Annotated in this window: 23 protein-coding genes, 1 tRNA gene and 1 riboswitch; of the genes, 9 read left to right on the top strand and 15 right to left on the bottom strand. The window is 74.3% G+C overall.

Annotated elements, in window-relative coordinates; all coding sequences use genetic code 11:
- Positions 1-12: 12 nt before the first annotated feature.
- Both ACFWOG_RS09795 and ACFWOG_RS09790 read right to left on the bottom strand, forming a co-directional pair.
- Positions 13-219 carry a DUF397 domain-containing protein gene (locus ACFWOG_RS09795; protein WP_355403758.1) on the bottom strand — a complete coding sequence of 69 codons (207 nt, stop codon included), beginning with the start codon at positions 217-219 and terminating at the stop codon, positions 13-15.
- Positions 206-1045, bottom strand: a complete 840-nt coding sequence (locus ACFWOG_RS09790) for a Scr1 family TA system antitoxin-like transcriptional regulator (RefSeq protein WP_380356503.1) — start codon at positions 1043-1045, stop codon at positions 206-208. Before ACFWOG_RS09790 ends, ACFWOG_RS09795 begins: the two co-directional genes overlap by 14 nt.
- A 122-nt stretch (positions 1046-1167) precedes the next feature.
- Here ACFWOG_RS09790 and ACFWOG_RS09785 point away from each other — a divergent pair, with 122 nt between their 5' ends.
- From ACFWOG_RS09785 to ACFWOG_RS09775, 3 genes are read left to right on the top strand one after another with little or no spacing between them, the layout of a single operon-like run.
- A complete protein-coding gene (locus ACFWOG_RS09785) occupies positions 1168-1527 on the top strand; it encodes a hypothetical protein (RefSeq protein ID WP_355403762.1) in 360 nt (119 codons plus the stop codon).
- Positions 1528-1549: 22 nt separating this feature from the next.
- Positions 1550-1756, top strand: a complete 207-nt coding sequence (locus ACFWOG_RS09780; protein ID WP_329878577.1) for a hypothetical protein — start codon at positions 1550-1552, stop codon at positions 1754-1756.
- A complete protein-coding gene (locus ACFWOG_RS09775) occupies positions 1753-1968 on the top strand; it encodes a hypothetical protein (protein ID WP_329878575.1) in 216 nt (71 codons plus the stop codon). The genes ACFWOG_RS09780 and ACFWOG_RS09775 overlap by 4 nt, the downstream gene beginning before the upstream one ends.
- Before the next feature lie 105 nt (positions 1969-2073).
- Here ACFWOG_RS09775 and cpt read toward each other — a convergent pair whose 3' ends face one another.
- Positions 2074-2604 (bottom strand): chloramphenicol phosphotransferase CPT, encoded by a 531-nt coding sequence (cpt, locus tag ACFWOG_RS09770; protein WP_380356542.1) that lies wholly within the window; start codon positions 2602-2604, stop codon positions 2074-2076.
- 326 nt (positions 2605-2930) lie between these two features.
- On the opposite strand from cpt, the gene ACFWOG_RS09765 reads away from it, so the two are divergent.
- Together ACFWOG_RS09765 and ACFWOG_RS09760 are read left to right on the top strand one after the other, a co-directional pair.
- Positions 2931-4751, top strand: a complete 1821-nt coding sequence (locus ACFWOG_RS09765) for a protein kinase (RefSeq protein ID WP_380356498.1) — start codon at positions 2931-2933, stop codon at positions 4749-4751.
- Between the two features lie 130 nt (positions 4752-4881).
- Positions 4882-5388 (top strand): hypothetical protein, encoded by a 507-nt coding sequence (locus ACFWOG_RS09760; protein WP_355403770.1) that lies wholly within the window; start codon positions 4882-4884, stop codon positions 5386-5388.
- Between the two features lie 71 nt (positions 5389-5459).
- On the opposite strand, the gene ACFWOG_RS09755 is transcribed toward ACFWOG_RS09760, so the two are convergent.
- A complete protein-coding gene (locus ACFWOG_RS09755; RefSeq protein ID WP_380356495.1) occupies positions 5460-6263 on the bottom strand; it encodes an NRDE family protein in 804 nt (267 codons plus the stop codon).
- Between the two features lie 382 nt (positions 6264-6645).
- Here ACFWOG_RS09755 and ACFWOG_RS09750 point away from each other — a divergent pair, with 382 nt between their 5' ends.
- A complete protein-coding gene (locus tag ACFWOG_RS09750) occupies positions 6646-7128 on the top strand; it encodes a carboxymuconolactone decarboxylase family protein (RefSeq protein ID WP_329947882.1) in 483 nt (160 codons plus the stop codon).
- Between the two features lie 11 nt (positions 7129-7139).
- On the top strand, positions 7140-7958 hold the full coding sequence (locus tag ACFWOG_RS09745; protein ID WP_380356492.1) for an isocitrate lyase/phosphoenolpyruvate mutase family protein: 819 nt from the start codon (positions 7140-7142) through the stop codon (positions 7956-7958).
- A gap of 97 nt (positions 7959-8055) precedes the next feature.
- On the opposite strand, the gene ACFWOG_RS09740 is transcribed toward ACFWOG_RS09745, so the two are convergent.
- The 8 genes from ACFWOG_RS09740 to ACFWOG_RS09705 form a co-directional block, all read right to left on the bottom strand.
- Positions 8056-8322: a hypothetical protein gene (locus ACFWOG_RS09740; RefSeq protein ID WP_329878564.1), complete on the bottom strand. Its 267-nt coding sequence runs from the start codon at positions 8320-8322 to the stop codon at positions 8056-8058.
- Positions 8323-8366: 44 nt separating this feature from the next.
- Positions 8367-9440, bottom strand: a complete 1074-nt coding sequence (locus tag ACFWOG_RS09735; RefSeq protein ID WP_329947884.1) for a cytochrome P450 — start codon at positions 9438-9440, stop codon at positions 8367-8369.
- Entirely contained in the window at positions 9437-10990 is a 1554-nt protein-coding gene (locus tag ACFWOG_RS09730) for a cytochrome P450 (protein WP_380356488.1), read from the bottom strand. The genes ACFWOG_RS09735 and ACFWOG_RS09730 overlap by 4 nt, the downstream gene beginning before the upstream one ends.
- Positions 10987-11556, bottom strand: coding sequence for an ATP/GTP-binding protein (locus ACFWOG_RS09725; protein WP_329878645.1), 570 nt, complete (start codon positions 11554-11556; stop codon positions 10987-10989). Before ACFWOG_RS09725 ends, ACFWOG_RS09730 begins: the two co-directional genes overlap by 4 nt.
- A 58-nt stretch (positions 11557-11614) precedes the next feature.
- Positions 11615-11962, bottom strand: coding sequence for a DUF742 domain-containing protein (locus tag ACFWOG_RS09720; RefSeq protein WP_329878558.1), 348 nt, complete (start codon positions 11960-11962; stop codon positions 11615-11617).
- Entirely contained in the window at positions 11959-12372 is a 414-nt protein-coding gene (locus ACFWOG_RS09715; RefSeq protein WP_329878555.1) for a roadblock/LC7 domain-containing protein, read from the bottom strand. Before ACFWOG_RS09715 ends, ACFWOG_RS09720 begins: the two co-directional genes overlap by 4 nt.
- Positions 12356-14032: an ATP-binding protein gene (locus ACFWOG_RS09710; protein ID WP_329947908.1), complete on the bottom strand. Its 1677-nt coding sequence runs from the start codon at positions 14030-14032 to the stop codon at positions 12356-12358. The genes ACFWOG_RS09715 and ACFWOG_RS09710 overlap by 17 nt, the downstream gene beginning before the upstream one ends.
- Before the next feature lie 162 nt (positions 14033-14194).
- On the bottom strand, positions 14195-16585 hold the full coding sequence (locus ACFWOG_RS09705) for a SpoIIE family protein phosphatase (RefSeq protein ID WP_380356484.1): 2391 nt from the start codon (positions 16583-16585) through the stop codon (positions 14195-14197).
- 329 nt (positions 16586-16914) lie between these two features.
- Here ACFWOG_RS09705 and ACFWOG_RS09700 point away from each other — a divergent pair.
- Positions 16915-16988 (top strand) — tRNA-Ile (locus ACFWOG_RS09700).
- Positions 16989-17161: 173 nt separating this feature from the next.
- Here ACFWOG_RS09700 and ACFWOG_RS09695 read toward each other — a convergent pair.
- The 3 genes from ACFWOG_RS09695 to ACFWOG_RS09685 all read right to left on the bottom strand — a co-directional run bounded on the left by ACFWOG_RS09695 (position 17162) and on the right by ACFWOG_RS09685 (position 19180).
- Positions 17162-17731, bottom strand: a complete 570-nt coding sequence (locus ACFWOG_RS09695) for a TetR-like C-terminal domain-containing protein (protein ID WP_329947887.1) — start codon at positions 17729-17731, stop codon at positions 17162-17164.
- Between the two features lie 133 nt (positions 17732-17864).
- Entirely contained in the window at positions 17865-18764 is a 900-nt protein-coding gene (locus ACFWOG_RS09690) for an alpha/beta fold hydrolase (protein ID WP_380356479.1), read from the bottom strand.
- Between the two features lie 125 nt (positions 18765-18889).
- The gene (locus ACFWOG_RS09685; protein ID WP_329878547.1) at positions 18890-19180 is read right to left on the bottom strand and encodes a YiaA/YiaB family inner membrane protein; all 291 of its coding nucleotides are present in this window, start codon (positions 19178-19180) and stop codon (positions 18890-18892) included.
- 244 nt (positions 19181-19424) lie between these two features.
- A riboswitch (cyclic di-AMP (ydaO/yuaA leader) is annotated at positions 19425-19583 on the top strand.
- Between the two features lie 12 nt (positions 19584-19595).
- On the opposite strand from ACFWOG_RS09685, the gene ACFWOG_RS09680 reads away from it, so the two are divergent.
- On the top strand, positions 19596-20465 hold the full coding sequence (locus tag ACFWOG_RS09680; protein ID WP_329878545.1) for a M23 family metallopeptidase: 870 nt from the start codon (positions 19596-19598) through the stop codon (positions 20463-20465).
- Positions 20466-20567: the final 102 nt, after the last annotated feature.

The following is a 20567-nucleotide window of genomic DNA, read 5'->3' as shown; positions in this document are numbered from 1 at the left end:
CGGCCCGACCGGTCAGACGTCGCCGAACTCCCCGCCCCGGGCGGCGGTGACGAAGGCCTGCCAGGCGGCCGGGCTGAAGGTGAGGTCGGGCCCGTCGGGGTCCTTGGAGTCCCGGACCCGCCCCGGAGCAGCGTCGTCCACCTCAACACAGGTGCCGTTGTTGCCGCCGCTGTGACTACTCTTCCGCCAGCGGGCCAACTGCTGATCAGTCTCGCGCATTTTCGTGTTCCTCCGCCGCCGACAGGAGCAGGGCCAGGGACGCCTCCGGCGACAACGCGGCGGCCCGTGCCAGATCGTAGGACTCCTGGCAGCGGGCGAACAACTGGTAATCGTCGATCAGTTGACCTGCGTGTGGACCTTCGATATAAGCGAGCGGCGGCGCGTCGAGAAAGGTCATCAGCGACAGAATTCCCTCAAGTAGCGCATGGGCCCGGTCGAAGGGAGCGATCTGCACGATGACCCGGCGCCGTTTGATCAGTTCTGCGACGTGGTGGAGCTGCGCAGCCATGATCTTTTGGCTGCCGATCGTTCGGCGGATCACCGCCTCGTCCAGGATGTACCACAGCTTGGGGCCGTCGGGGTCGGCCACGAGGTTGGTTCGTTCCATCCGGGCGGCGATCCGGTTGTTCAGCTCGTCCTCTGTCAGCAAGGGTTGAGCGCTCAGAAAGATCGCCCTCGCGTACTCGGGCGTCTGCAGCAGGCCCGGTACCACCAGTGCCGCGAACTCGCCGATCGTGACGGCCTGGCTCTCGAACTCGGCCGCTTCCTTGAAGTAATCGGCGAAACGCGAGAATTCGAGCAGGTCGTGCAGTCGCTCCAACACGCCGCCTGTTGAGAGTGCCTCGTCGATCCGGAGTGACAGGTCGATCTGCGGAACTCTGACGGCCGTCTCCAATAGTCCGATATAAGCACCGGAGACAAAGGTCATGGCCCCCAACTTCTCCTGGGACATCCTCGGGGTGGCGGATTCACGCAGCCTCTTCAGCTCGGATCCGTAGAACTCCCTCGGAGACTTCCCCGGTGGCAGGATCTTCTCCTTTGCCATCGAGCCCCCTTCGCCAACAAACCACAGGTAGCCGCATTCCTGCTTCCCAGCGTAGTCGTCGCCCTGTTTTCCTGGAGAGGAAATCGCAGAATTCACCGAAAGGCTCGAATCCCATGGCCTCCATGCTCAGAAGGATCACCGCCGAGGACCGCTCGGAGGCGGCCGAAGCCCTCGGTGACCTCACGGCGACCCTCGCCGCCGCCGGGACGGCCCTGCCCTCCACCGGCATCGACTGGAACTGCGCCTCCGTCACCGGCGTGGTCCTCATCGACCTCGGGGCCGCGCCGACGTCCGTCGTGCTCAAGCTCGTCGACGTGATCCGCGACGGTGTCCGGGCCCGCCGCGAGCAGGGCGAGCGGCACCCCTGGCGGCCCTCGGCCGGCCGGCCCGTCACCCTCGGTGCGGTCGGCGGCACCCCGCTCGCCGCCGAAGTCGTCGTCTCCACGGGCCGGTTGGTGACCGTCCGCCTCGCCGCCCAGTGATCCCGGAAGCGACCCGCACCCCATGAACACCGAACCCTCCCCCGTGCCCGGCCAACTCGTCCTCGACCGCCGCACCCGCCGTACCGGCGTCTACATGGACACCATCGGCGGCCGTCTCTACCTCCGCCCGGTCGGCGGGGGCGTCGAGTGGACCGCCCGGCCCGAGCACGTCGGCCTCCCCGCGCCCACCGACCCGGCACCGTCGGCCGCGAGGCCGCTTCCCGGATGAGCCGCCCGCCCCGCATGCTGCTGATCGCCGCCTCGGCCGCCTCCGTGGCGGCCGGCACGGTGCTCGCCGTACTCGCCAGCCACCCCGTCCGCCGCCACGGTCCCGGCGCGGCCAACCTGTTCTTCCTCCTCGTCCTCTGCGCAGGCACCCTCCTCGTCAACTCCACCCTCGGCCGTGCGATCGAGCGCCACTGGGCCACCCGCCGACGCTGACCCTCCCCGCACGGGACTTCGGCCCCTCCGACTTCCTGTGCAGGGCGCCTTCCGGCCCGGCTCGTTCGCCCGCTGCGTCACCGCGTCGGACAGCAGGGCCTTCGGTCACTCCACGCGTGCGGCGATGGTCCGTGCGCACTCCATCGACTCGGCCCGGGTGGTGTCCACCTCCAGGTCGTAGGTCACGCCCTGGTGGACCACCTCCGCCTGGGACACGGCCATGCCGATGGTCCGATCGCCCCGTGCGACCTCCCGCCCCGCGGCGACCGCGCCGTCACACCGGACGCCGACCCACAGCACCCGCAACCCGCTCAGGGCCGTCCGCCACCGCTGCTGCGAGTCAGCTCCGCCGAGGAAGACCTCGTCGACGACGACCCGGGCACCCGCGCGGGCCATGGCGGCGATCCCCTCGATCCAGGCCGCTTCCAGCGTCCGGAACCCCGGCCCGACGATCACGGCCCCGTCCGCAGCGAACTCGACCCCGCCGTCCGCCGTCTGCATCGACATCGGCATCGCCTCGACCAGCGTGTCCGTCCCGAGGGCCAGCCACGGGTCCGGCAGGACTGCCTGGAGACACCTGATGATCCCGGACTTCCCCGAGCTGGAACCACCGTTGAGAACGATCACCTGAGTCATCACCGCGCCACCGTAGAGGCGCCGGCGCCGTGCCCGAAACGGATTTCCGCGCCCCCTGGGGCCGTGTCGCCGCCCCTGGGTCCGCCCGGCGGCAGGCGGCACGGCGGGATGCCGCAACGGGCGGACCTGGACGCGAGGTTGAGCCCGCCGCTCCGCCGCCGGGGGGATCCGTGGCTGCGGGCCGGACGAGTCGGGTCGCGGCGGGCTCCGTCGCTGCTCAACCCCCTTGTGGCGACGGGGCGGGAGGCTCGACAGTGGGTGCGAGGGGGCGTGGCAGACTGTTCGCCTGCCGACGCGTTCGGTCGCGTCCGACGGAGGGGCTGGGGATGAGTGGTCGGGGGACCGTGCTCGGGGGGCGCTACACGCTGACCGCGCGGATAGGCGGCGGCGGGATGGGGTCCGTCTGGCAGGCCGACGACGCGGTGCTGGGGCGGCAGGTCGCGGTGAAGATCCTCCACGCGGCGCTGCTGGAGGACGGCACCTTCGCCCGGCGCTTCCGCCGTGAGGCCCAGCTGCTCGCCGCCCTGAGCCACCCCGGCGTCGTGGACGTGCACGACTACGGCGAGGAAGGCCCCGACGAGGACGGCGAGCGCGCCGCCTACATCGTCATGGAGCTGATCGACGGCCGTCCGCTGGACAAGGTGCTCGCCGAGGACGGGGTGCTCCCGCCGGACCGCGCGCTCGGTCTGCTGGCCGCCGCGCTGGACGCCCTGCACGCCGCGCACCGGCGGGACATCGTGCACCGCGACGTGAAGCCGTCCAACCTGATGGTCCGGGACGACGACCGGGTGACGGTCACCGACTTCGGCATCGCCCGCGCCACCGCCGGGACCAGGCTCACGGCCTCGCACGCGGTGATCGGCACCGCCCTCTACATGGCTCCCGAGCAGGCCGAGGGCAAGGAGATCACACCCGCTGCGGACCTCTACGCGGTCGGCGTGGTCTGCTACGAACTGCTCACCGGCAGGCCGCCGTTCACGGGCGAGAGCGTGCTGGAGGTGGCGCTCAAGCACCTGCGCGAGCCGGTGCCGGCGCTGCCGGAGTCGATACCGGCGGCGGTGCGGGCGATCGTCACGACGGCGCTGGCCAAGCAACCGGGGGACCGTTTCGCCGACGCGGCGGCCATGGCGGAGGCCGCCCGCGCGGCGGTGGCTCCGGGGGCGGTCGCGTCGCCGGTCACGCCCCCGGCCGTACCCGCCGCGCCCCCCGCCGCGCCCCCCGCCGTGCCCCCCGCCGTGGTCGGCGAGGTCGTGTCCCGCGCGGCCACCGAACCCGTTCCCCGCAGCCGGCGGCGCGGCTTCCTGGTGCCGATCGTGCTCCCGCTGGTGATCTCGGTGGGGACGGCCACCGTGTTGCTCATCGACAAGGCGCCGTTCACCTCGGAGGCGCAGACGCCGGGCTCCGCCCCGCCGGTGGCGGTGACCGTCACCGCGACCGTCCCGGCCGCGCCGCTGCCCGCCACCGTGCAGCCCACCGCGGCGCCGTCCGGCACCCCGTCGGGGACGGAGACGGCGCTGCCGCCCGCCACCGGCCCGTCGAAGTCCGCCACCGGGCCCGCCCGGACCACCGCGCCGCAGCAGCCGCCCGCCGCCACCGCGCCGGGCGGCACGGGGCCCGCCGCACCGCCCCTGCCGTCGGCCGTCACCGCTCCGCCCGTGCCCTCGGGCGCCACCGCCGCGCCCCCGGCTCTTCCGCGGCCGTCGGCCCCCGCCGCCTCCCCGTCGGCCCAGCCTCCGGCCGCCGTCCCCGCCGGATGCGGCGGCACCAACTGGGGCTACCTCACCAATGTCGGGGACGGCCTGCGCGTCGGTCTCTCCCAGGACGGCCTGGCGGGCGGCCAGGCCGTGGTGATGGGAGGCGCGAGCGCCTACGGCTGGGTGCACACCGTGCCGAGCAGCTGGCACCAGTTCAACCCGTGCAAGCTGAGCGCCCCGCCGCTCGTGCAGGACATGGACGGCAAGGTGGTCCTCTCCAACGGCTTCAGCTTCATGACCAACTGGACGGTCACCCCCGCGACCACCTCCGGCGCCTTCTACCTGAAGGACTACATGGGCCAGAACTGCCTGACCGACAACGGCGCCGGTGCGCAGCTCACCATGACGGTCTGCACCCCGGGCAACAAGTCCCAGGAGTTCCGCGTCCCCTGATACCTCTCCAAGCCCCTTGAAGGGTGCTCATGCTTATTAAGGGGCGTTAGTGGCTGGACACCGGTGCTGACGGCATGCCATGATCAGACATGTCGCCGCACGGAGCGGCAGTAGCAAGGGGAGGAACGTCATGACCCAGGAGAACCCGGCGTACGTGTCGGTGCCGGTGCCGGCCCATCTCGTGCCGGCCGTCTACGCCTTCATCGCCGAGCGCAGCGGGGCGACCGCGGCCCCGGCCGCAGCCCCGGCCGGCGGGACGGGGCCCACGTCGAGGGACCCTCAGGGCGAGCACCAGCGGCGCCGCGACGAGTGGGCCGTGGAAGACCTCCGCGCCCTGATCAGCGACCGTCGCGACTCCGTTCAGGTGGTCGTCGCGATCCTCGACATCCTCGCGGAGCAGCCGGGCGTGAAGGTGAGCTACGGGGCGCTGGTCGCCGCGCTCGGCCTCGACCGCACCCGGCTCCGCGGGTCGCTGTCGGGCTTCAGCCGGGTCCTGAAGGCCCACTATGAGCGGGAGTTCTGGCCGATGTGGTGGACGGAGATCGCGAGCGAGGACGAGGACCGCGCGACGGAGTACTGGTACTACGTCAGCGAGACCGTCGCGAAGCGCTGGCTCCAGGCCCGCGCCGAGGGGTGAGCGCCCGGTACAGCACGTGAACGCCGCTCGGCGCCGGTCGCCGGCTTTCCCGGCGGGGTGGAGGCAGACCGTCAGGCCGCCTCCACCCGGCGCCAGTCGCCGTCGCCCTCCACCGGTGCCGGGCCGAAGTCGTAGCGGACGCCCGCCGGGCCGAAGGCCAGCAGGGATATCGACGACGAGCCCCAGATCCGGCCGTCGCCGAACTCGCGGCGCTGGACCAGCGCAGCCGGGTCGTCCAGCGGCAGTCCGTCCCCGGCGACGATCGGCAGCCACGCGCCCCACGCCTCGCCGGTCGACACGGCGTCGGGGAGCGGCTCCGGGCGGGCGGCCGTCTCGAAGCGTGCGCGGAAGCGGGCGGCCCGGGCACCCATCAGCGAGCGGATCCGCTCGGAGGCGGTCCGGTTCTCCGCCATCCCCTCGGGGCCGTCGTTGAGCACGACGCTCAGGCCGGTGGGCAGGTCCAGCTCCGCGAGCCGGCTGCCGCTGCCGCCCCAGCTCAGGACGCGCACGCCGCTGGCCCGTGCCACCACCAGGTGGAAGGGGTCGTACCGGTCGAGGTCCAGCCGGTCGATCCGGCCGCCCCGGACGGCGAGCAGCGGCAGTTCGCCGCGCGACTGCCGGGCCTGCGCGGGGGCCAGGGTGCCGAAGCCGTTCAGCAGGCAGGCCGCGACGGCTTCACCGACCGCCCCGGCCTCCCCGCCCGCCCCGGCGGAGCCGACCGCCAGCCAGGTGCCGCCCGCGACGAGGTCGAGACCGCCGACCGCGGAGGGCTGTGCGGGCCAGTGGCGGCCGGGCGGCGCCCACCGCCGGCCGGCGTACTCGTCCCGCACCGCCAGCACCAGCACCGGTACCGCCGACGACGGCTCGATGCTCACGAACGCCGTACACACGTCCTGTCCCCCTGACCTCGTCCGCACCGGGCGGCGCCGGGATCCCACCGGTACCGCCCCACCCTGCGATCCTCGCACGCCCGTTCGCGCCCGGAGAGGCGACCGGAGCCACACCGGAGGCGAGCGGAGGCGCACCGACGAGACGCCGGAGGCGCACCGACGAGGCACCGGAGGGGCGCCCCGGGCGCACGGCCACGGCCACCGACCGGGCGTCCGGGGACTTCCGCCGGAAGCCCGGTCGTGCCAGACTCCGCGCACCACGGCCGCGGCGGGCCGGCCGGGGCCCGGCGCACCCCCGAAGTGGCCCACGATTCCCGGGCCCGAACGCACCAGTAGGGCAGGCCACCCGGCCCCTAGGCTGGCAGGCATGACGACGAACGAGACCTCGGCCGACACCCCCGTCCCCGCCCCCGAGCAGCGGATCTCCCTTCCCGACCTGGCGCCCGACTTCTACAGGGCGATGTTCGCGGTGGAGCGCGCCGCCCGGCAGGGCGTGGACCCGGTCCTCGCCGAGTTGGTCAAGGTGCACGCCTCGATGATCAACGGGTGTGCGTTCTGCATCGACATGCACTCCACCGACGCCCTGAAGAACGGCGAGCGGGACCACCGCCTGCTCTCCCTCCCCGCCTGGCGCGAGACGCCGTGGTTCACCGCCCGGGAGCGGGCCGCGCTCGCGCTGACCGAGTCGGTCACGCTGCTCACCCAGGGCCACGTGCCGGACGCCGTGTACCAGGAGGCCGCCGCGCAGTTCGAGCCGGCCGAGCTGGCGCAGCTGATCGCACTGATCATCACCATCAACTCCTGGAACCGGATCGGTGTCACCTCCCGGCTCAGCCCGGCCGCGAAGTAGGGTTCCCGACCATGACGGCACAGCAGCAGGCCAAGGCCCGGATCCTCCGCGAACTCCACCGCCCCGGTGACCCGTTGGTGCTCGCCAACGTCTGGGACGCGGCGAGCGCCCGACTGGTCGCCGCCGCCGGGGCGCGCGCCGTGGCGACGGCCAGTGCGAGCGTCAGCTGGACGCTCGGCAGCGCGGACGGCGACGCCGCCGACCGGGACGAGGTGCTGGCCCAGACGGCGCTGATCGTCCGCGCGGTCGGCCTGCCGGTCACCGCCGACCTGGAGAGCGGGTTCGCGGAGACGGCCGCCGGGGTGGGCGGGACGGTCGCGGGGCTCCTCGCCACCGGGGCGGTGGGGGTGAACCTGGAGGACGGCCGGCGGCCCGTGGCCGAGGCGGCCGAGCGGATCGCGGCGGCCCGCGAGGCGGCGGTCGCGGCCGGCGTGGACCTCTTCGTCAACGGCCGGACCGACGTCTTCCTGCTCGGCCTCGGAGAACCGGAGGGGCGGTTCGACGAGGCGGTCGCCCGGCTGCGCGCGTACGTCGAGGCGGGCGCCGACGGGGTGTTCGTGCCCGGCGTGGCCGACCCGGAGGTGATCGCCGCGCTGGTGAAGGCCGTCCCGGCGCCGCTCAACGTGCTGGCCGGGCCGGGCTCGCCGTCCGTGCCGGAGCTGGCGCGGCTGGGGGTGGCCCGGGTCAGCCTGGGCCCGGGTCTGGCCCGGGCGGCGTACGCGGCGGTGCGCCGCGCCGCCGAGGAGGTGTACGCGCAGGGCACGTACACCGCGCTCGACGGCGGGCTGGGCTACCAGGAGTTGCAGGAGCTGAGCGCCCCCGCCGAGTGAGCCGGCCCAGGACCGGCCGGTGCGACCGTGCGGAACCGGTCCGTCGCACCGGCCGGCCGGTTCGGCGGACGGCCCGCGGGCCGTCCGCCGGCCGGTCTCACAGACCGTGGCCGATCTGGCCGCTGAGGCCGGGGTGGGTCATCTGGTTGGTGCCGATGGCCTCGACCTCGCCGGCGGCGTGGCCGACCAGCGGCAGGTCCTTCGCCTCGTGGAGGAGGAGGTCGGCGGGGGAGAGGGTGAGCCCGTTGGAGAGTCCGCCGAGGGCGTCCGGGGAGGCCGCGGTGGAGGTGGCGGCGGAGGCGGCCGGGACGGCGGCGGCGAGACCGGCCATGGTGAGGGCGGCCAGGGTGGCGAGTTTCTTCATGGAACCCCCAACGACCCGGCCGCCCCGCGGTCACTTCCGCAGGGTCAGACGGTCACCCGCAGCGTCCGCACGCTGTTGCTGACGAAGGACCCGATCGGCTCCGGCGCCGGGCCCTGCGCGAGCGCCAGCCCGGGGTACCGCGCGAACAGGGACCGCAGCGCCGTCTCCGCCTCCATCCGGGCGAGCCCGGAGCCGAGGCAGAAGTGCGGGCCGTGGCCGAACGACAGGTGCCGGTTCGGCTTGCGGGTGAGGTCGAAGCGGTCGGCCTCCTCGTAGTGCCCGGAGTCCCGTCCGGCGGCGGCGTACGAGGCGAGCAGAGCGTCCCCGCGCCGGATCACGGCGTCCCCGACCGGGATGTCCTCGACCGCGTACCGGAGCGGGAACTGGCCGACCGGCGAGTCGTAGCGCAGCGTCTCCTCCACCACCGCGGACCAGGACGCGGTGCCGTTCAGCACCAGCTCCAGCTGGTCGGGGTGGGCGAGCAGCGCCCGGACGGCGTTGGTGATCAGGTTGAGCGTCGTCTCGTGGCCGGCCACCAGCATCAGCAGCAGGGTGCCGACCAGCTCCTGTTCGCTGAGCCGGTCGGTGTCCTCGCGCGCGGCGATCAGGTCGGTGGTGAGGTCGTCGCCCGGTTCGGCCCGCTTGGCGGCGACCACGGAGGCGAGCAGGGCGAACAGCGCCCGCTGGGCGGCGACCGCGGCCTCGGGGGTGGCCGAGCTGGAGACCAGGGTGTCGGAGAGCTCGTGCAGCTCGTCCTGCTGCTTGGGCGGCAGGCCGAGCAGCTCGCCGATCACCTGCATGGGCAGCGGGTAGGCGAAGTGCTCGCGCAGGTCGAACTCGCCCTCCAGACCGGCTATCCGGTCGAGCAGGGCGACGGTCCGGGCCTCGATGGCGGGTTGCAGCGCGGCGACCCGGCGCGGGGTGAACGCCTGGGTGACCAGGCCGCGCAGCCGCCGGTGGTCGTCGCCGTCCGTGGTGATCATGCCGGGGACGGTGACGAAGTTGATCAGCGGCCACCCCTCGGGCAGCCGGCCCTCCCGGAACACCGTCCACAGCTGCGGGTTCTTGCCGACGCGCGGGTCGGCGAGCAGCTCCTGGAGGGTGTCGTGATGGGTCACTGCCCAGACCACCACCCCGCCAGGGAGCTCCACCAGGACCGCCGGGCCGGCTTCCCGGAGCCGGAGGTTCTCCCCGTGCTGGTCCCGTCCGAAGGGGTCGAGCCGGACGGGGTCGGGCCGGACGGGCGCGCCTGCCCCGGCGTCGGACCCCCCTCGGAGGGGGACGGCTCCGTGGCCGGGTCGGTCGTGCTCGGCGGCTGCGGCGGTGTCCATGCGGCGGGCCTCTCGGGGGCTTGCGGTCGGGGCGGGGTGAAGGCGCTGTAGAGCACCGGCAGGCTGACCAGGGCGCGCGACCAGGGCGACGGACGCCAGGCCAGCTCGCTCGGCGGTACGGCCAGTTGGAGGTCCGGAAGGCGGTGGAGCAGGGTCTCGACGGCGGTCTCGACGATGATCCGGGCCGGCTGCTGGGCCGGGCAGACGTGCTTGCCGGCGCCCCAGGCCAGGTGGGCCCGGTTGCCGCCCAGCGCGCCGTGCCCGGGCGTGCCGGTGCCCTGGGCGGCCGGGTCGGCGTTGGCGGCGGCCAGCCCCAGGACGAGCATGTCGCCGCGGCTGATGTACTGGCCGCCGAGGACGGTGTCGCCGGTGGCCCACCGGCCGGGGAAGTTCTGCGTCGGCGGGTCGCGCCAGAGCACCTCCTCCAGCGCGTCGGCGACGGTCAGCCGCCCACCGGTGAGGGTGGCCCGGAACCGGCGGTCGGTCAGCAGCAGCCGCAGCGTGTTGCCGGTCCAGCAGATGGTGGTCTCGTTGCCGGCGACCATCATCACGACCAGGTGGTGCACCGCCTCCTCGTCGGTCAGCCCGGCCGGGTGGGCCAGCAGCCAGGAGGTGAGGTCGGCACTGGGCGTGGTCCGGCGGAGGCGGACCAGGTCGACCAGGATCGCCTGGAACTCGGCGTTGGCGCGCACCGACTCGGCGCCGCTGTCGGCGATGTGGCTGATCAGCTGGATCAGGTGCTGGCCGGTCTCGGCGGCCAGCCCGAGCAGTTGGGTGAAGACGAGCAGCGGCAGCCGGCGCGCGTACTGGGCGACCAGGTCGGCGGTGCCGTCCGGGCCCCAGCTGTCGATCAGCGCGTCGGCGGCGGTCTCGGTGGTCTCGCGCAGCTGCCGGTGGTCGATCTGGGCGAGCGTGTCGGCGACGGCGGCGCGCAGCCGCTGGTGCTCGGCGCCGTCCAGGTTGAGCAGGGTAGGGCGCCAGGCGGTCATCGGCTGGAGCCGGGAGTCGGGGGCCAGCCGGCCCTCGGCGGGGACCCGCCAGCGGCGCGAGTCCTTGGAGAACAGCGCCTCGTTGCGGGTGAGTTCGAGCAGCTCGGGGTAGCCGACGACCAGCCAGGCCTCGACGCCGGGCTCCAGCTCGATCGGCGCGACCGGGCCGTACTGGGCGCGCAGCCGGGCGTACAGACCGTGCGGGTCGTCGGCGACGGCCGTGCCGTACAGCGGGGTGAGCGGCACTCCGACCGGCAGCCCGCCGGGGAGCCCGCCGGACGGTGGGCCGCCCGCGTGCGCGGGGCAGCCGGGCGGCGGAAGCGCGGTACCGGGCTCGGGTGTCGTCATCGCTGGAGCTCCAGTACGGCCGTGGAGTGCAGGTGGTCGACGAAGTCGATCAGCAGGTCGTACGAGGCCCGCCGGTCCCGTGCGTCGCAGTACAGGATCGGCGCCTCGGGCAGCAGGTCCAGTGCCGACCGCAGCTCCTCCTCCGGGTAGCTCGGGGTGTCCGGGAAGGTGTTGACGGCCACCGCGAACGGGATCCGTTGTTCCTCCAGCCGGCCGAGCACCTCGAAGCTCTCGTCCGGCCGGCGCAGGTCCACCATGGCGATGGCGCCGAGCGCGCCGCGCGACAGGTCGTCCCAGAGCGGCCAGAACCGCTGCTGGCCCGGCGTGCCGAAGAGGTAGAGGGCGAGCCGGGCGTTGAGCGTGATCCGGCCGAAGTCCAGCGCGACCGTGGTGGTGGTCTTCTCGCTGCGCCCGGTGAGGTCGTCGACCCCGCTGCTGGCGGCGGTCATGGTCTCCTCGGTGCGCAGCGGGGTGATCTCGCTGAGCGAGCCGACCAGGGTGGTCTTGCCCACCCCGAACGGGCCGGTGACGAGGATCTTGACGGCGCCCTGGACGGACGGCGGCAGGTACCGGGGTTCGGCGGGGCGGTCGGCGGACGCGCCGGCGGGAGCGCCGGCGAGGGCGTCAGCGGAGTTGGCGGAGGCCAACGAGTACCTCTTCCAGGAGGGTTGTGGGCAGGCGTTCGGCCTGCGGGACGGGCGGGAGCACCTGGACGGCGCCGAGGTCCCAGAGGTCGCCGACCAGGACCTTGACGACACCGAGCGGCAGGCCCAGGTAGGCGGCCACCTCGGCGATCGAGAGCAGGCTGCGGCAGAGGTCCAGGATCCGTTGGTGCTCGCGGTTGAGCAGCGCGTCCTCGGGCAGTGCGGGCCGGTCGGGTAAGGCGGTGACCAGGCTCTCGACGGCCAGCGCGGTCCTGGTGGGACGGCTGCGGCCGCCGGTGATGACGTAGGGCCGGACCGGCCCGTTCACCGCAGCCCCTCCGCCGCGAGGTCGGCGCGCGGCGGACTCGTGAGGTGGGAGCCGATCCGCTCGACCAGGACCTGCATCTGGTAGGCGACCAGCCCGGCGTCCACCGCCTCGGCGGTCACCACGGCCAGGTGGGCACCGGCGCCGGCGGCGACGATGAAGAGGTAGCCGCCGCCGTACTCGATGATGATCTGGCGGGTCGCGCTGCCGTGGCCGCCGAACCCCTGGGCGACGCCGCGGGCCAGTGACTGGAGGCCGGAGCAGGCGGCGGCGAGTCGTTCGGCGTCCTCGCGCACGATGCCCTCGCTGCGTCCGATCTCCAGGCCGTCGTTGGACACCACGACGGCGTGCTGGACCTCGGGGACGGAGACGATGTCGGCGAGGAGCCAGCCGAGGTCAGGGGTGGTGGTCATGGAACTCTCCGGAGCGCTGGGGAAGCTGGGGGGAAGCGGGAAGGGAAGGGTCGTGCGGGGCGTGCGACCGGCCGGGGTTCTGGCCGTGGCCCGGGGAGTGGGCCCGATCGTCGCCCTGGGGGTGGCCCTGGGGGTGGCCCGGGGAGTGGGCCTGGGCCTGGACGGCCGAGCGGCCGCTGGCCGTGCCGGCCTGGAACATCGCCATGAACGTCTGCGCCTGCTGGGCCGAGCGGTACGGCGGAGCGGCCGGCGGGGTCGGAGCGGCGGACGCGGCGTGCCGGTTGGCCCGGTCGCGCCGGTGGCTCCGGCGGGGCAGCGGCGGCGGCGTGGCGCCGGCCTCGGCGGGCCGGTCGGCCGACGGGGTGTCGGCCGAGGGGATGCCGGGTGCTCCCGGCGTGCCGGTCACCGGCGGGTAGCCGGTCGCCGGGGGGTACAGCGGCGGGTACTCGGAGGGTGCCGGGTACCCGTACGGGTCCTGCGCGGACTGCGGCCCGGTCGGGCCCTGCTGCCCGTAGGCGCCCGGTGCTCCGAACGCGCCCTGCTGCCCGTACCCGTCCGGCTGCCCGTACGCGCCGGGTGATCCGTGAACGCCCGGGGACCCGTGCGCGCCGTGCGCGTCGGGCGATCCGTACGGACCCTGCGGCCCGTGCGTGCCCTGGGGGCCGTGTGCCGGGGACCGGCCGGGCGCGGGGGAGCCCGACCGGGGAGCGGCGGACCGGCGCGGACCGTGGCCGAACACGGCGTCGTCCGTGCCGAGGCCGGGCACGGTCGACGGCAGCGGTTCGGTGAGCAGCGCGTTCGGCAGCAGCACGACGACCCGCACTCCGCCGTACGGCGAGGGCGCGGAGCTGAGGGTGACCCGGAACCCGTACTGCTCGGAGAGCCGGCCGACCGCCGCCAGCCCGAGCTGCGGGACCTCGCCGAGGCGGGAGACCTCGATCGCGGGCCCGCCGCCCAGCGCGGCGGCCGCCTTGGAGACGGCCTGCTCGGGCATGCCGACGCCGCCGTCGTCGATCTCGATCACGGCGCCGTTGTGCACGGGCATCAGGGTGACGAACACCTGGGTGCTGGGCGGGGAGTAGCGGGTGGCGTTGTCCAGCAGCTCGGCGACGGCGTGGATCAGCGCCTCGGCGGCGGCCCCGACCACGGCGGTCTCGATCCGGCTGCGGACCACCACCCGCTGGAAGGGCAGGATCCGCGACTGCGCACCGCGCACCACGTCCTCCAGCGTGACCGGCTCGGGCCAGTGCCGACCGGCCCGGGCGCCGCAGAGCACGGCCAGGGTCTGGGCCAGTCGTGCCTGTTGGGCGGCGGCGTGGTCCGCCTTGAGCAGGCCCTCCAGCAGGGCCGGATCGTCGTGGGTGCGCTCCATCTCGTCCAGCAGGGCCTGCTGGTCGTGCGCCATCACGAGGATCCGGCGGGCCACGCTGAGGAACGCCCGCTGGGTGGAGGCGTTGAGCTCCTGTTCCTGCTGGACGGCGGCCAGTTCGGCGCCGCGGCGGCTCAGTTCGCCGGTGAGCTGTTCCTTGAGGCGGTCGATCTCGCGCTGCTGCTGGGTGACCCGACGGCGCTGGGTGGCGGAGACCGCGCGGTAGCGGGCGGCGGCCACGAGGGCGAGGGCGGCGAGTACGCCGGTTGCCGTTGCGCACCACTGAGTCATCGTCACGCCGCGAATTCTAGGGTGATGATCCTACGAAGGTGTGAACGGATCTCGCCAAGTGACCAGAACTCGTCGATATCCCGTCAATAGCACGCCGATCGACCGTTCTTCGGGCCCGACCGGACGGTCGCCGAACACTTCGTCCGCGCCCGTGCAAGGGCCTTATTGCCCTGATGACAAGCGGTGCAGCAACAGGAGGGCGACGTCGTCCGGACGGGAGCGGCGTTCGGTCACGTTCAACGTGAGCAGATCGGCCAGCCGCTCCAGCGCCGGCCCCGGCCCGACCCGGACCGGACCGGTGTTGCGCGCCCACAGCTCCAGCCCGCCGAGCATCCGGTGCACCGACTCGTCGTAGTCCTCCTCCCGGTCCTCCACCAGGCCGTCGGTGTAGGCGAGCAGCGTCTCGCCGGGCGCCAGGTGCTCCACCACCAGCGGGTAGGGCGCGTCCGGGTCGACGCCCAGGGGCGGCCCGCCGGGCAGTTCCAGCTCCACCGCCCGGGCGTTCTCGGCGATCCGGACCGGGGCCGGGTGCCCGGCGCGGGCCGCCCGCAGGGTGCCGTCCGCCGGATCGAGCGTGAGGTAGAGGCAGGTGGCGAACAGGTCGGTGTCCAGCTCGGTGAGCAGCCGGCTGGTCCGGGACAGCGTGGCGGCCGGGTCGTGCCCGTCCGTGGCGTACGCGCGGAGACCGCTGCGCAGCTGCCCCATCACGGCCGTCGCCTCGGCGTTGTGGCCCTGGACGTCACCGATCACCAGGCCGATCCGGCCCTCCGGCAGCCGCAGCAGGTCGTACCAGTCGCCGCCGATCTGCATGCCCTCGGTGCTCGGCAGGTAGCGGGCGGCGCTGGCGATCCCGGGCAGCCGGGGCAGCGAACGCGGCAGCATCGCGCGTTGCAGCTCGGTGGCCCGGTGGTGGTGGGTGTCGTAGAGCCGGGCGCGTTCCAGCGACTGGGCGAGGATGCCGGCGAACGCCGAGTAGAGGGTGCGGTCCTCGCGGCCGAAGGCGCGTTCGGTGGCGAAGGTGATCAGGCAGGAGCCGACCTGCCGGCCGGAGGCGATCAGCGGCAGCACCGCCCAGGCCGCCGGGGCGAGCGGCCCGTCCCCGGTGCTGCCGTCCCCGCCCTGCCCGTCCGGGTCCTGCCCGTCCGTGACCTGGCCGTCCCCGCCCTGCCCGTCCCCGTTCCCCGCCTCCGCCGACGCCCCCCGCCCGGGCCCGCCCGGGCCCCGCGCGGTCCGGCCGGGCTCGCTGAACAGGGGTGCGGAGCGGGCCAGGGCGCGCTGCATCACCCCCTCCGAGAGGTCGGCCAGCCGGGTCAGCTCGGTACGCCGCGCACCGCCGTAGACGGTGTGCGAGACGGGCAGCAGCCGGCCCTCGTCGACCAGGTCGAGCACGATGCCGGCGGCGCCGAAGGCTGGCCGGGCGACATCGGTGACCGTCGTGGTCACGTCCCGGACGGTGACCGCCCGGGAGAGGGCCCGGGTCAGGGCCAGCAGCAGGGCGGAGCGGGCTCCGACGGCCGGGGTGCCGCTCTCCGGGGCGGCCGGGCGCTCCTCGGGCGCGCGGCCGTGGTCGCGGTCGGCGAGCAGTCCGGCGATCCGGACCGGCCGGCGGTGCACGTCCAGCATCACCTCCCCGGTCTCCTCGATCCGGATCACTCCGCTGCCGCCCCGGCGCGGCACCCGGTAGCGGATCCGGTACGGACCGCCGGTGGCGAGCGCCTCGGCGAGCGCGGCCTGGACGTCGGGCAGGTCCTCGGGGTGGACGAGCAGGTCGAGGTCCGGCGCGGGGGCCGGCCCGCTCCCGTCCGGTGCGGGTCGGCCGACCAGCCGGTGGGCGTGGGCGTCCCAGTAGGTCTCGCCGGTGACCAGGTCGCGCTCGAAGGCGCCGTGTCCGGCGGCCCGGAGGGCGAGCGAGAGCATCGGGTGGCCCGGTGCGGAGGCCGGACCGGTGCCGTCGGGATCCGGCCCGGGGCGCACACCGCCCGGCCCGCGCCGTCCGGCCGACCCGCCCGGCGCGGCCGACCCGCCCGGCGCGGCCGACCCGCCCGGCGCGGCGGGTGCGCCCCGGTCGGTCCGGGCCCGGCGTTCGGGGTGTGCGTGGTCGAGCAGGTGGGCGAGCCGGTGGGCGCAGGCGTCGCCGAGGGTCTCCAGCACGTCCAGGTCGCGTCGGGGGACGGTGCCCCGGTGGGCGAGGGCGAGGGCGAGCACGCCCACCGGTTGTTCGTCGACGACCATCGGCAGGGCGATGACGGCGACCATTCCGGTGCCCATCCCGGCGTTCCGATTGGGGTAGTCGACGCTGGTGCGCTCGGGGCTGAGGAGGTACGGCCGGCGCAGCCGGAGCGCCGTCGCGGCGGGGAGGTCACCGGCCGGATCGACGACGCCGTAGCGCTCGTGGGCCCAGTCGGGGAGGCCGTGGGAGGCGGTGAGCCGGAGCATTCCGGTGGAGTCCAGCAGGTAGAGCGCGGAACCCTCGCCGGTGATCCAGGCCGGCCCCTCGGCGAGGACGGTTCCGAGCAGTTCGGCGGCGCTGGTGCAGCCGAGCAATAAGCGCACACAGCGCATGGCACTGCGCGCGGTGGGGCTGCTGCGCGGGTCCACGGGATTTCCGGCCTTTCCGGTTCCTTATGAGCCAGTCAATTCTTAATACCTTATTTCCAGTGCTGGCGAGCGGTAGCCCGGACGGCGTACCGGAGTCGGGGTCCGGCCGTCGGTGGTGCCCGCCCTGCGTCGCCGGTGGACGGCCCTTCCGGACGGCCGTCCGCCGGCCGGGCCAATCTAACCCCTGATGGTCGATTGATCCCGTTTGTCCGTTCGGAACCGCCCGCGGGGCGGCCGGTGGCGTGGCACCCCCTTCCGGTCCGGTACCCTTCTCCGTGCAGCACGGGGCTATAGCTCAGACGGTTAGAGCGCTTCCCTGATAAGGAAGAGGCCACAGGTTCAAGTCCTGTTAGCCCCACAGCACCGAAGGGCCCGGAGCGTCCCCCGCTCCGGGCCCTTCGTCGTTCTCCGTCCGCGGACCGCGGCCCCCGCCCCTTCTCGCCGCCGCAGGTCGTCCCTCCCGCACGGCGCCGGGCGCGGGGCTCGTGGGCCGGGGCCCGGGCGCCGGGACGCCCCCGGGCCCGGGGGCCCTCAGGGCCGGGGCCAGCCGTGCAGTCCGGCCGTCAGCACGGTGATCATCCGGTCCTGGGTGTCCTCCAGGTCCTCGGCGAGCCGGAAGCCGCCGCCGATCGAGAGCGCCGCGAAGCCGTGGGCCAGCGAGCGGAAGGTCCGGGCCGCGTGGATCGCCTCGGAGCCCTCCAGCCCGTACGCGCGCAGCACCGCGACGATCACTCCGACCAGCCGGGCCGCCGCCGCAGCGAGGTCCTCGTCCGGCTGCGGCGCCTGCGGCAGGGCGCCGTACCGGTGCGGGTGCTCGGTGGCGTACGCGTGGTAGGCGCGCAGGACGGCGGCGACGGCGTCGTCCCCGCCGCGTCCGACGGCGGCCTCGGCCAGCCGGTCGGCCAGTTCTCCGGTCACCCGGACCGCGACCAGCCGGCGCAGCTCGGCGAGGCCGCCGCTGACGTGCTTGTACAGCGAGGGGGTGGCGACGCCGGCGCGCCCGGCGACGGCGGCCAGGGTGAGGGCTTCGGGGCCCTGCTCGTCGACGAGGGCGAGGGCGTGGTCGACGACCTGCTCGGGGGTCAGACCGACTCGGGGCACGGCGGTTCTCCAGGGTGCTTCGGTGGTGGCTGGGGCTGCGAGGGGCGCGTACGGCCGCTCAGGGCCGCGCGGAGCCGCTCAGGGCCGGACTGCGCGGTTTCGGGCCCGGGGGGAGCCGGGCCCCGTGGGCGGCTCAGGCCAGGGCGGCGAGGAAGGGCAGCAGGGCGTCGGCGGTGGCCTGCGGGTGGTCGGCCATCGGGTAGTGCCCGGCGCCCTCGATCATCACCTTCCGCGCGTCGAGCGCGGCGGCCTGCCGGTCGGCGACCAGTTCCGGCTTCGAGAAGTCGGGGTCCTTGGAGCCCATTACGACCAGGGCCGGGCACCGCACGGCTGAGGTCCAGCCGGTGGGCGCGGAGTCCCCGCGGACGTAGCCGCGGGTGGCGGTCTTCCGGCCGGGGGTGCGCATCGCGGCGACCAGCCCGTCGACGTAGGCGTCGTGGTCGGCCGGCTTGGCGGTCGGGTAGGCGAACCTCCGCTGGTACAGGCCCCAGAAGGCCGGCGAGTGGACGAGGAGGGCGCCCATCGCGCCGACCACCGCGCGCTGCAGGGCGTTCGGCGGCGGGTTCTCGACGAAGGCGTCCAGCAGGACGATCCCGGCGACCCGCTCCGGCGCGTCCCCGGCGGCCCGGACCACGGTGGCGCCGGTGTACGAGCTGCCCGCCAGGGCGGCGCGCTCGATGCCGAGGTGGTCGAGCAGGGCGAGGACGTCGCGGGCGATCGCGGCGGGCGAGTAGTCGTCCCAGGTGATCGAGGACTCGCCGAAGCCCCGCAGGTCCATGGTGATCACCCGGCGGCCGGCGGCGGCCAGCAGCGGGCGCAGGTGCCGGTAGGCGGCCCGGCTGTCGAGCATGCCGGGGAGCAGGACGACGGGGACGCCGTCGCCGTGGCCGGAGTCGTCGAAGGCGAGTCGGCCGCCGGGGAGGTCGAGGTAGCGGGTGACGGGGGCGGTGCCGGTCATGGTGGGCCTCCTCGGTCCGCCGCGGGCGGGCTTGCCGCGCGGGTTCGGGTCGTCGGCGACTGCGCCGATAGCCATAAAGCTAAGGCTAATAGCCTTAGCCGTCAAGCTACGACCCGCTTCCGAGGGGGGCGGGCGTGACGGCCGGTCCGGCGGCCGGCCCGGTGGCCGCTCCCGGCGGAGGCGCCGGGGCGCCCTCCGCCTCAGACCCCCTCCACCTTGAACGGGTCGTGCTCGGCCAGCAGCTTGTCCAGCCGGGCCTGGTCGACCCGGGTGACCAGCTCGGTGGACTCCTGCCGGTCCCGGACCACCTTGGCCAGCGTGAACGCGGAGGTGATGGTGTAGAGCAGGCCGAGGCCGAGGAAGGCCCGGGTCCAGGCCCCGACCGGGAGGTAGGCGATGCCGATCGCGAGGGCGACGGCGGACAGGAAGAAGGACAGGACGGCCTGGACGTAGTACGCGGCCGTGGTGCGTGACTGCATCGGTGTGCTCATGGCGCCAGGATGGCCGCGCGGACTCCGGTCGCACATGAGTAGAGGTACTCAGATGGGGGGCCGTTCGTTGACGTCCTATCACGTTCGGTAGTGTCAGTTGTCGTCAATCGTCCCAAAACGCCCATCGGACCGCGCGTGTCCGGCCCGTATCCCGTCCTCCTCAACAGATGGCTTGGAATCGGGGGCCTCTCGGATTAACGTTTGATAACGCAGCGCGGTCCCTAACGCCGTAACCAGACGGCACCGTGCGCCGTCGCCTAATCCCGCCGGCCGGCCTTCGGGCAGGCCAGGGAGCCGGGGAACCATGTTCCTTGGGGTGAATCGGCCGGGCCCAGGCCCAGCCGTAGGAGACCTTCCTGCTCCGAACCCGTCAGCTAACCCGGTAGGCGCGAAGGAAGGAAAGGAGCGCGCCTCCGTGGCGTCGACGCACACCCCGGCACACCCGTCCGGCTTCTCCGCCGGTACCCAGCTGCTCGACCACCCCCGCCCTGCGGCCCACCCGGGCCTGTTCGGCGGCCCGGCGGACGAGACCGCTCCGCAGACCGCCGAGATCAACCGGCACCGGATGCCCCGTCAGACCCGCGGCACCGCTCCGCTGCTCGGCGTCACCGCCGTCGCGGCCACCCTGGGCGCCACCGGCTTCGCCTCCGCGACGCCGGCCGCCGCGCCCGCCGTCGAGGTGCCGGACGAGACCCCGGTCGCCCTCTCGGCCGACCCCGGGCTCGCCCTCGCCGCCAGGATCCAGCAGCAGGCCGACAGCCAGCGCACCGCCGCCGACGAGACCGCCCGGGTGCAGGCCGCCCAGGAGGCCGAGGCCAAGCGCGCCGCCCAGGTCGCCCAGCAGGCGCAGGCCAAGCGCGCCGCCGAGGAGGCCGAGAAGGCCAAGCTCGCCGCCATCAACCTGCCGGTGCGCGACTACAGCCTCTCCGCCCACTACGGCCAGAGCGCCCGCTACTGGGCCCACCTGCACACCGGCCTGGACTTCGCCGCCGACACGGGCACCGCCGTCTACGCGGTCGGCCAGGGCACCATCACCTCGGCCGGCTGGGCCGGGTCCTACGGCTACCGGATCGTCGAGACCCTGCCCGACGGCACCGAGATCTGGTACTGCCACCTCTCCTCGATCATCAAGGGCTCGGGCAAGGTCGTCCCCGGCCAGCAGATCGGCAAGGTCGGCGCCACCGGCAACGTCACCGGCCCGCACCTGCACCTGGAGGTCCGGCCCGGCGGCGGCGCCCCGGTCGACCCGGAGAGCTGGTTCGAGCAGCGCGGCATCAACCCCTGATCCCTGCGACCCCTGCCGAGCCGCGCTGAGCCGAGCCCGGCAGCCCGCGAGGCGCTGCGACCCGTTCGACGCCGAGGAGCCCCGGCGCGGTCCTTCGAGGAC

Source organism: Kitasatospora sp. NPDC058406, assembly GCF_042722765.1.
Taxonomy (GTDB): Bacteria; Actinomycetota; Actinomycetes; order Streptomycetales; family Streptomycetaceae; genus Kitasatospora.
Note: the sequence above shows the minus strand (reverse complement) of the source record. Positions and strands in the feature narration are given on the sequence as shown.

Bases quoted from the DNA above. Each gene is read 5' to 3' on its own strand.
- ACFWOG_RS09745 (WP_380356492.1), top strand. From the start codon at position 7,140: ATGACGGCACAGCAGCAGGCCAAGGCCCGGATCCTCCGCGAACTCCAC.
- ACFWOG_RS09750 (WP_329947882.1), top strand. From the start codon at position 6,646: ATGACGACGAACGAGACCTCGGCCGACACCCCCGTCCCCGCCCCCGAG.
- ACFWOG_RS09685 (WP_329878547.1), bottom strand. From the start codon at position 19,180: ATGAGCACACCGATGCAGTCACGCACCACGGCCGCGTACTACGTCCAG.
- ACFWOG_RS09730 (WP_380356488.1), bottom strand. From the start codon at position 10,990: ATGACGACACCCGAGCCCGGTACCGCGCTTCCGCCGCCCGGCTGCCCC.
- ACFWOG_RS09785 (WP_355403762.1), top strand. From the start codon at position 1,168: ATGCTCAGAAGGATCACCGCCGAGGACCGCTCGGAGGCGGCCGAAGCC.
- ACFWOG_RS09715 (WP_329878555.1), bottom strand. From the start codon at position 12,372: ATGACCACCACCCCTGACCTCGGCTGGCTCCTCGCCGACATCGTCTCC.
- ACFWOG_RS09790 (WP_380356503.1), bottom strand. From the start codon at position 1,045: ATGGCAAAGGAGAAGATCCTGCCACCGGGGAAGTCTCCGAGGGAGTTC.
- ACFWOG_RS09780 (WP_329878577.1), top strand. From the start codon at position 1,550: ATGAACACCGAACCCTCCCCCGTGCCCGGCCAACTCGTCCTCGACCGC.
- ACFWOG_RS09740 (WP_329878564.1), bottom strand. From the start codon at position 8,322: ATGAAGAAACTCGCCACCCTGGCCGCCCTCACCATGGCCGGTCTCGCC.
- ACFWOG_RS09710 (WP_329947908.1), bottom strand. From the start codon at position 14,032: ATGACTCAGTGGTGCGCAACGGCAACCGGCGTACTCGCCGCCCTCGCC.
- cpt (WP_380356542.1), bottom strand. From the start codon at position 2,604: ATGACTCAGGTGATCGTTCTCAACGGTGGTTCCAGCTCGGGGAAGTCC.
- ACFWOG_RS09795 (WP_355403758.1), bottom strand. From the start codon at position 219: ATGCGCGAGACTGATCAGCAGTTGGCCCGCTGGCGGAAGAGTAGTCAC.
- ACFWOG_RS09765 (WP_380356498.1), top strand. From the start codon at position 2,931: ATGAGTGGTCGGGGGACCGTGCTCGGGGGGCGCTACACGCTGACCGCG.
- ACFWOG_RS09690 (WP_380356479.1), bottom strand. From the start codon at position 18,764: ATGGCTATCGGCGCAGTCGCCGACGACCCGAACCCGCGCGGCAAGCCC.
- ACFWOG_RS09775 (WP_329878575.1), top strand. From the start codon at position 1,753: ATGAGCCGCCCGCCCCGCATGCTGCTGATCGCCGCCTCGGCCGCCTCC.
- ACFWOG_RS09760 (WP_355403770.1), top strand. From the start codon at position 4,882: ATGACCCAGGAGAACCCGGCGTACGTGTCGGTGCCGGTGCCGGCCCAT.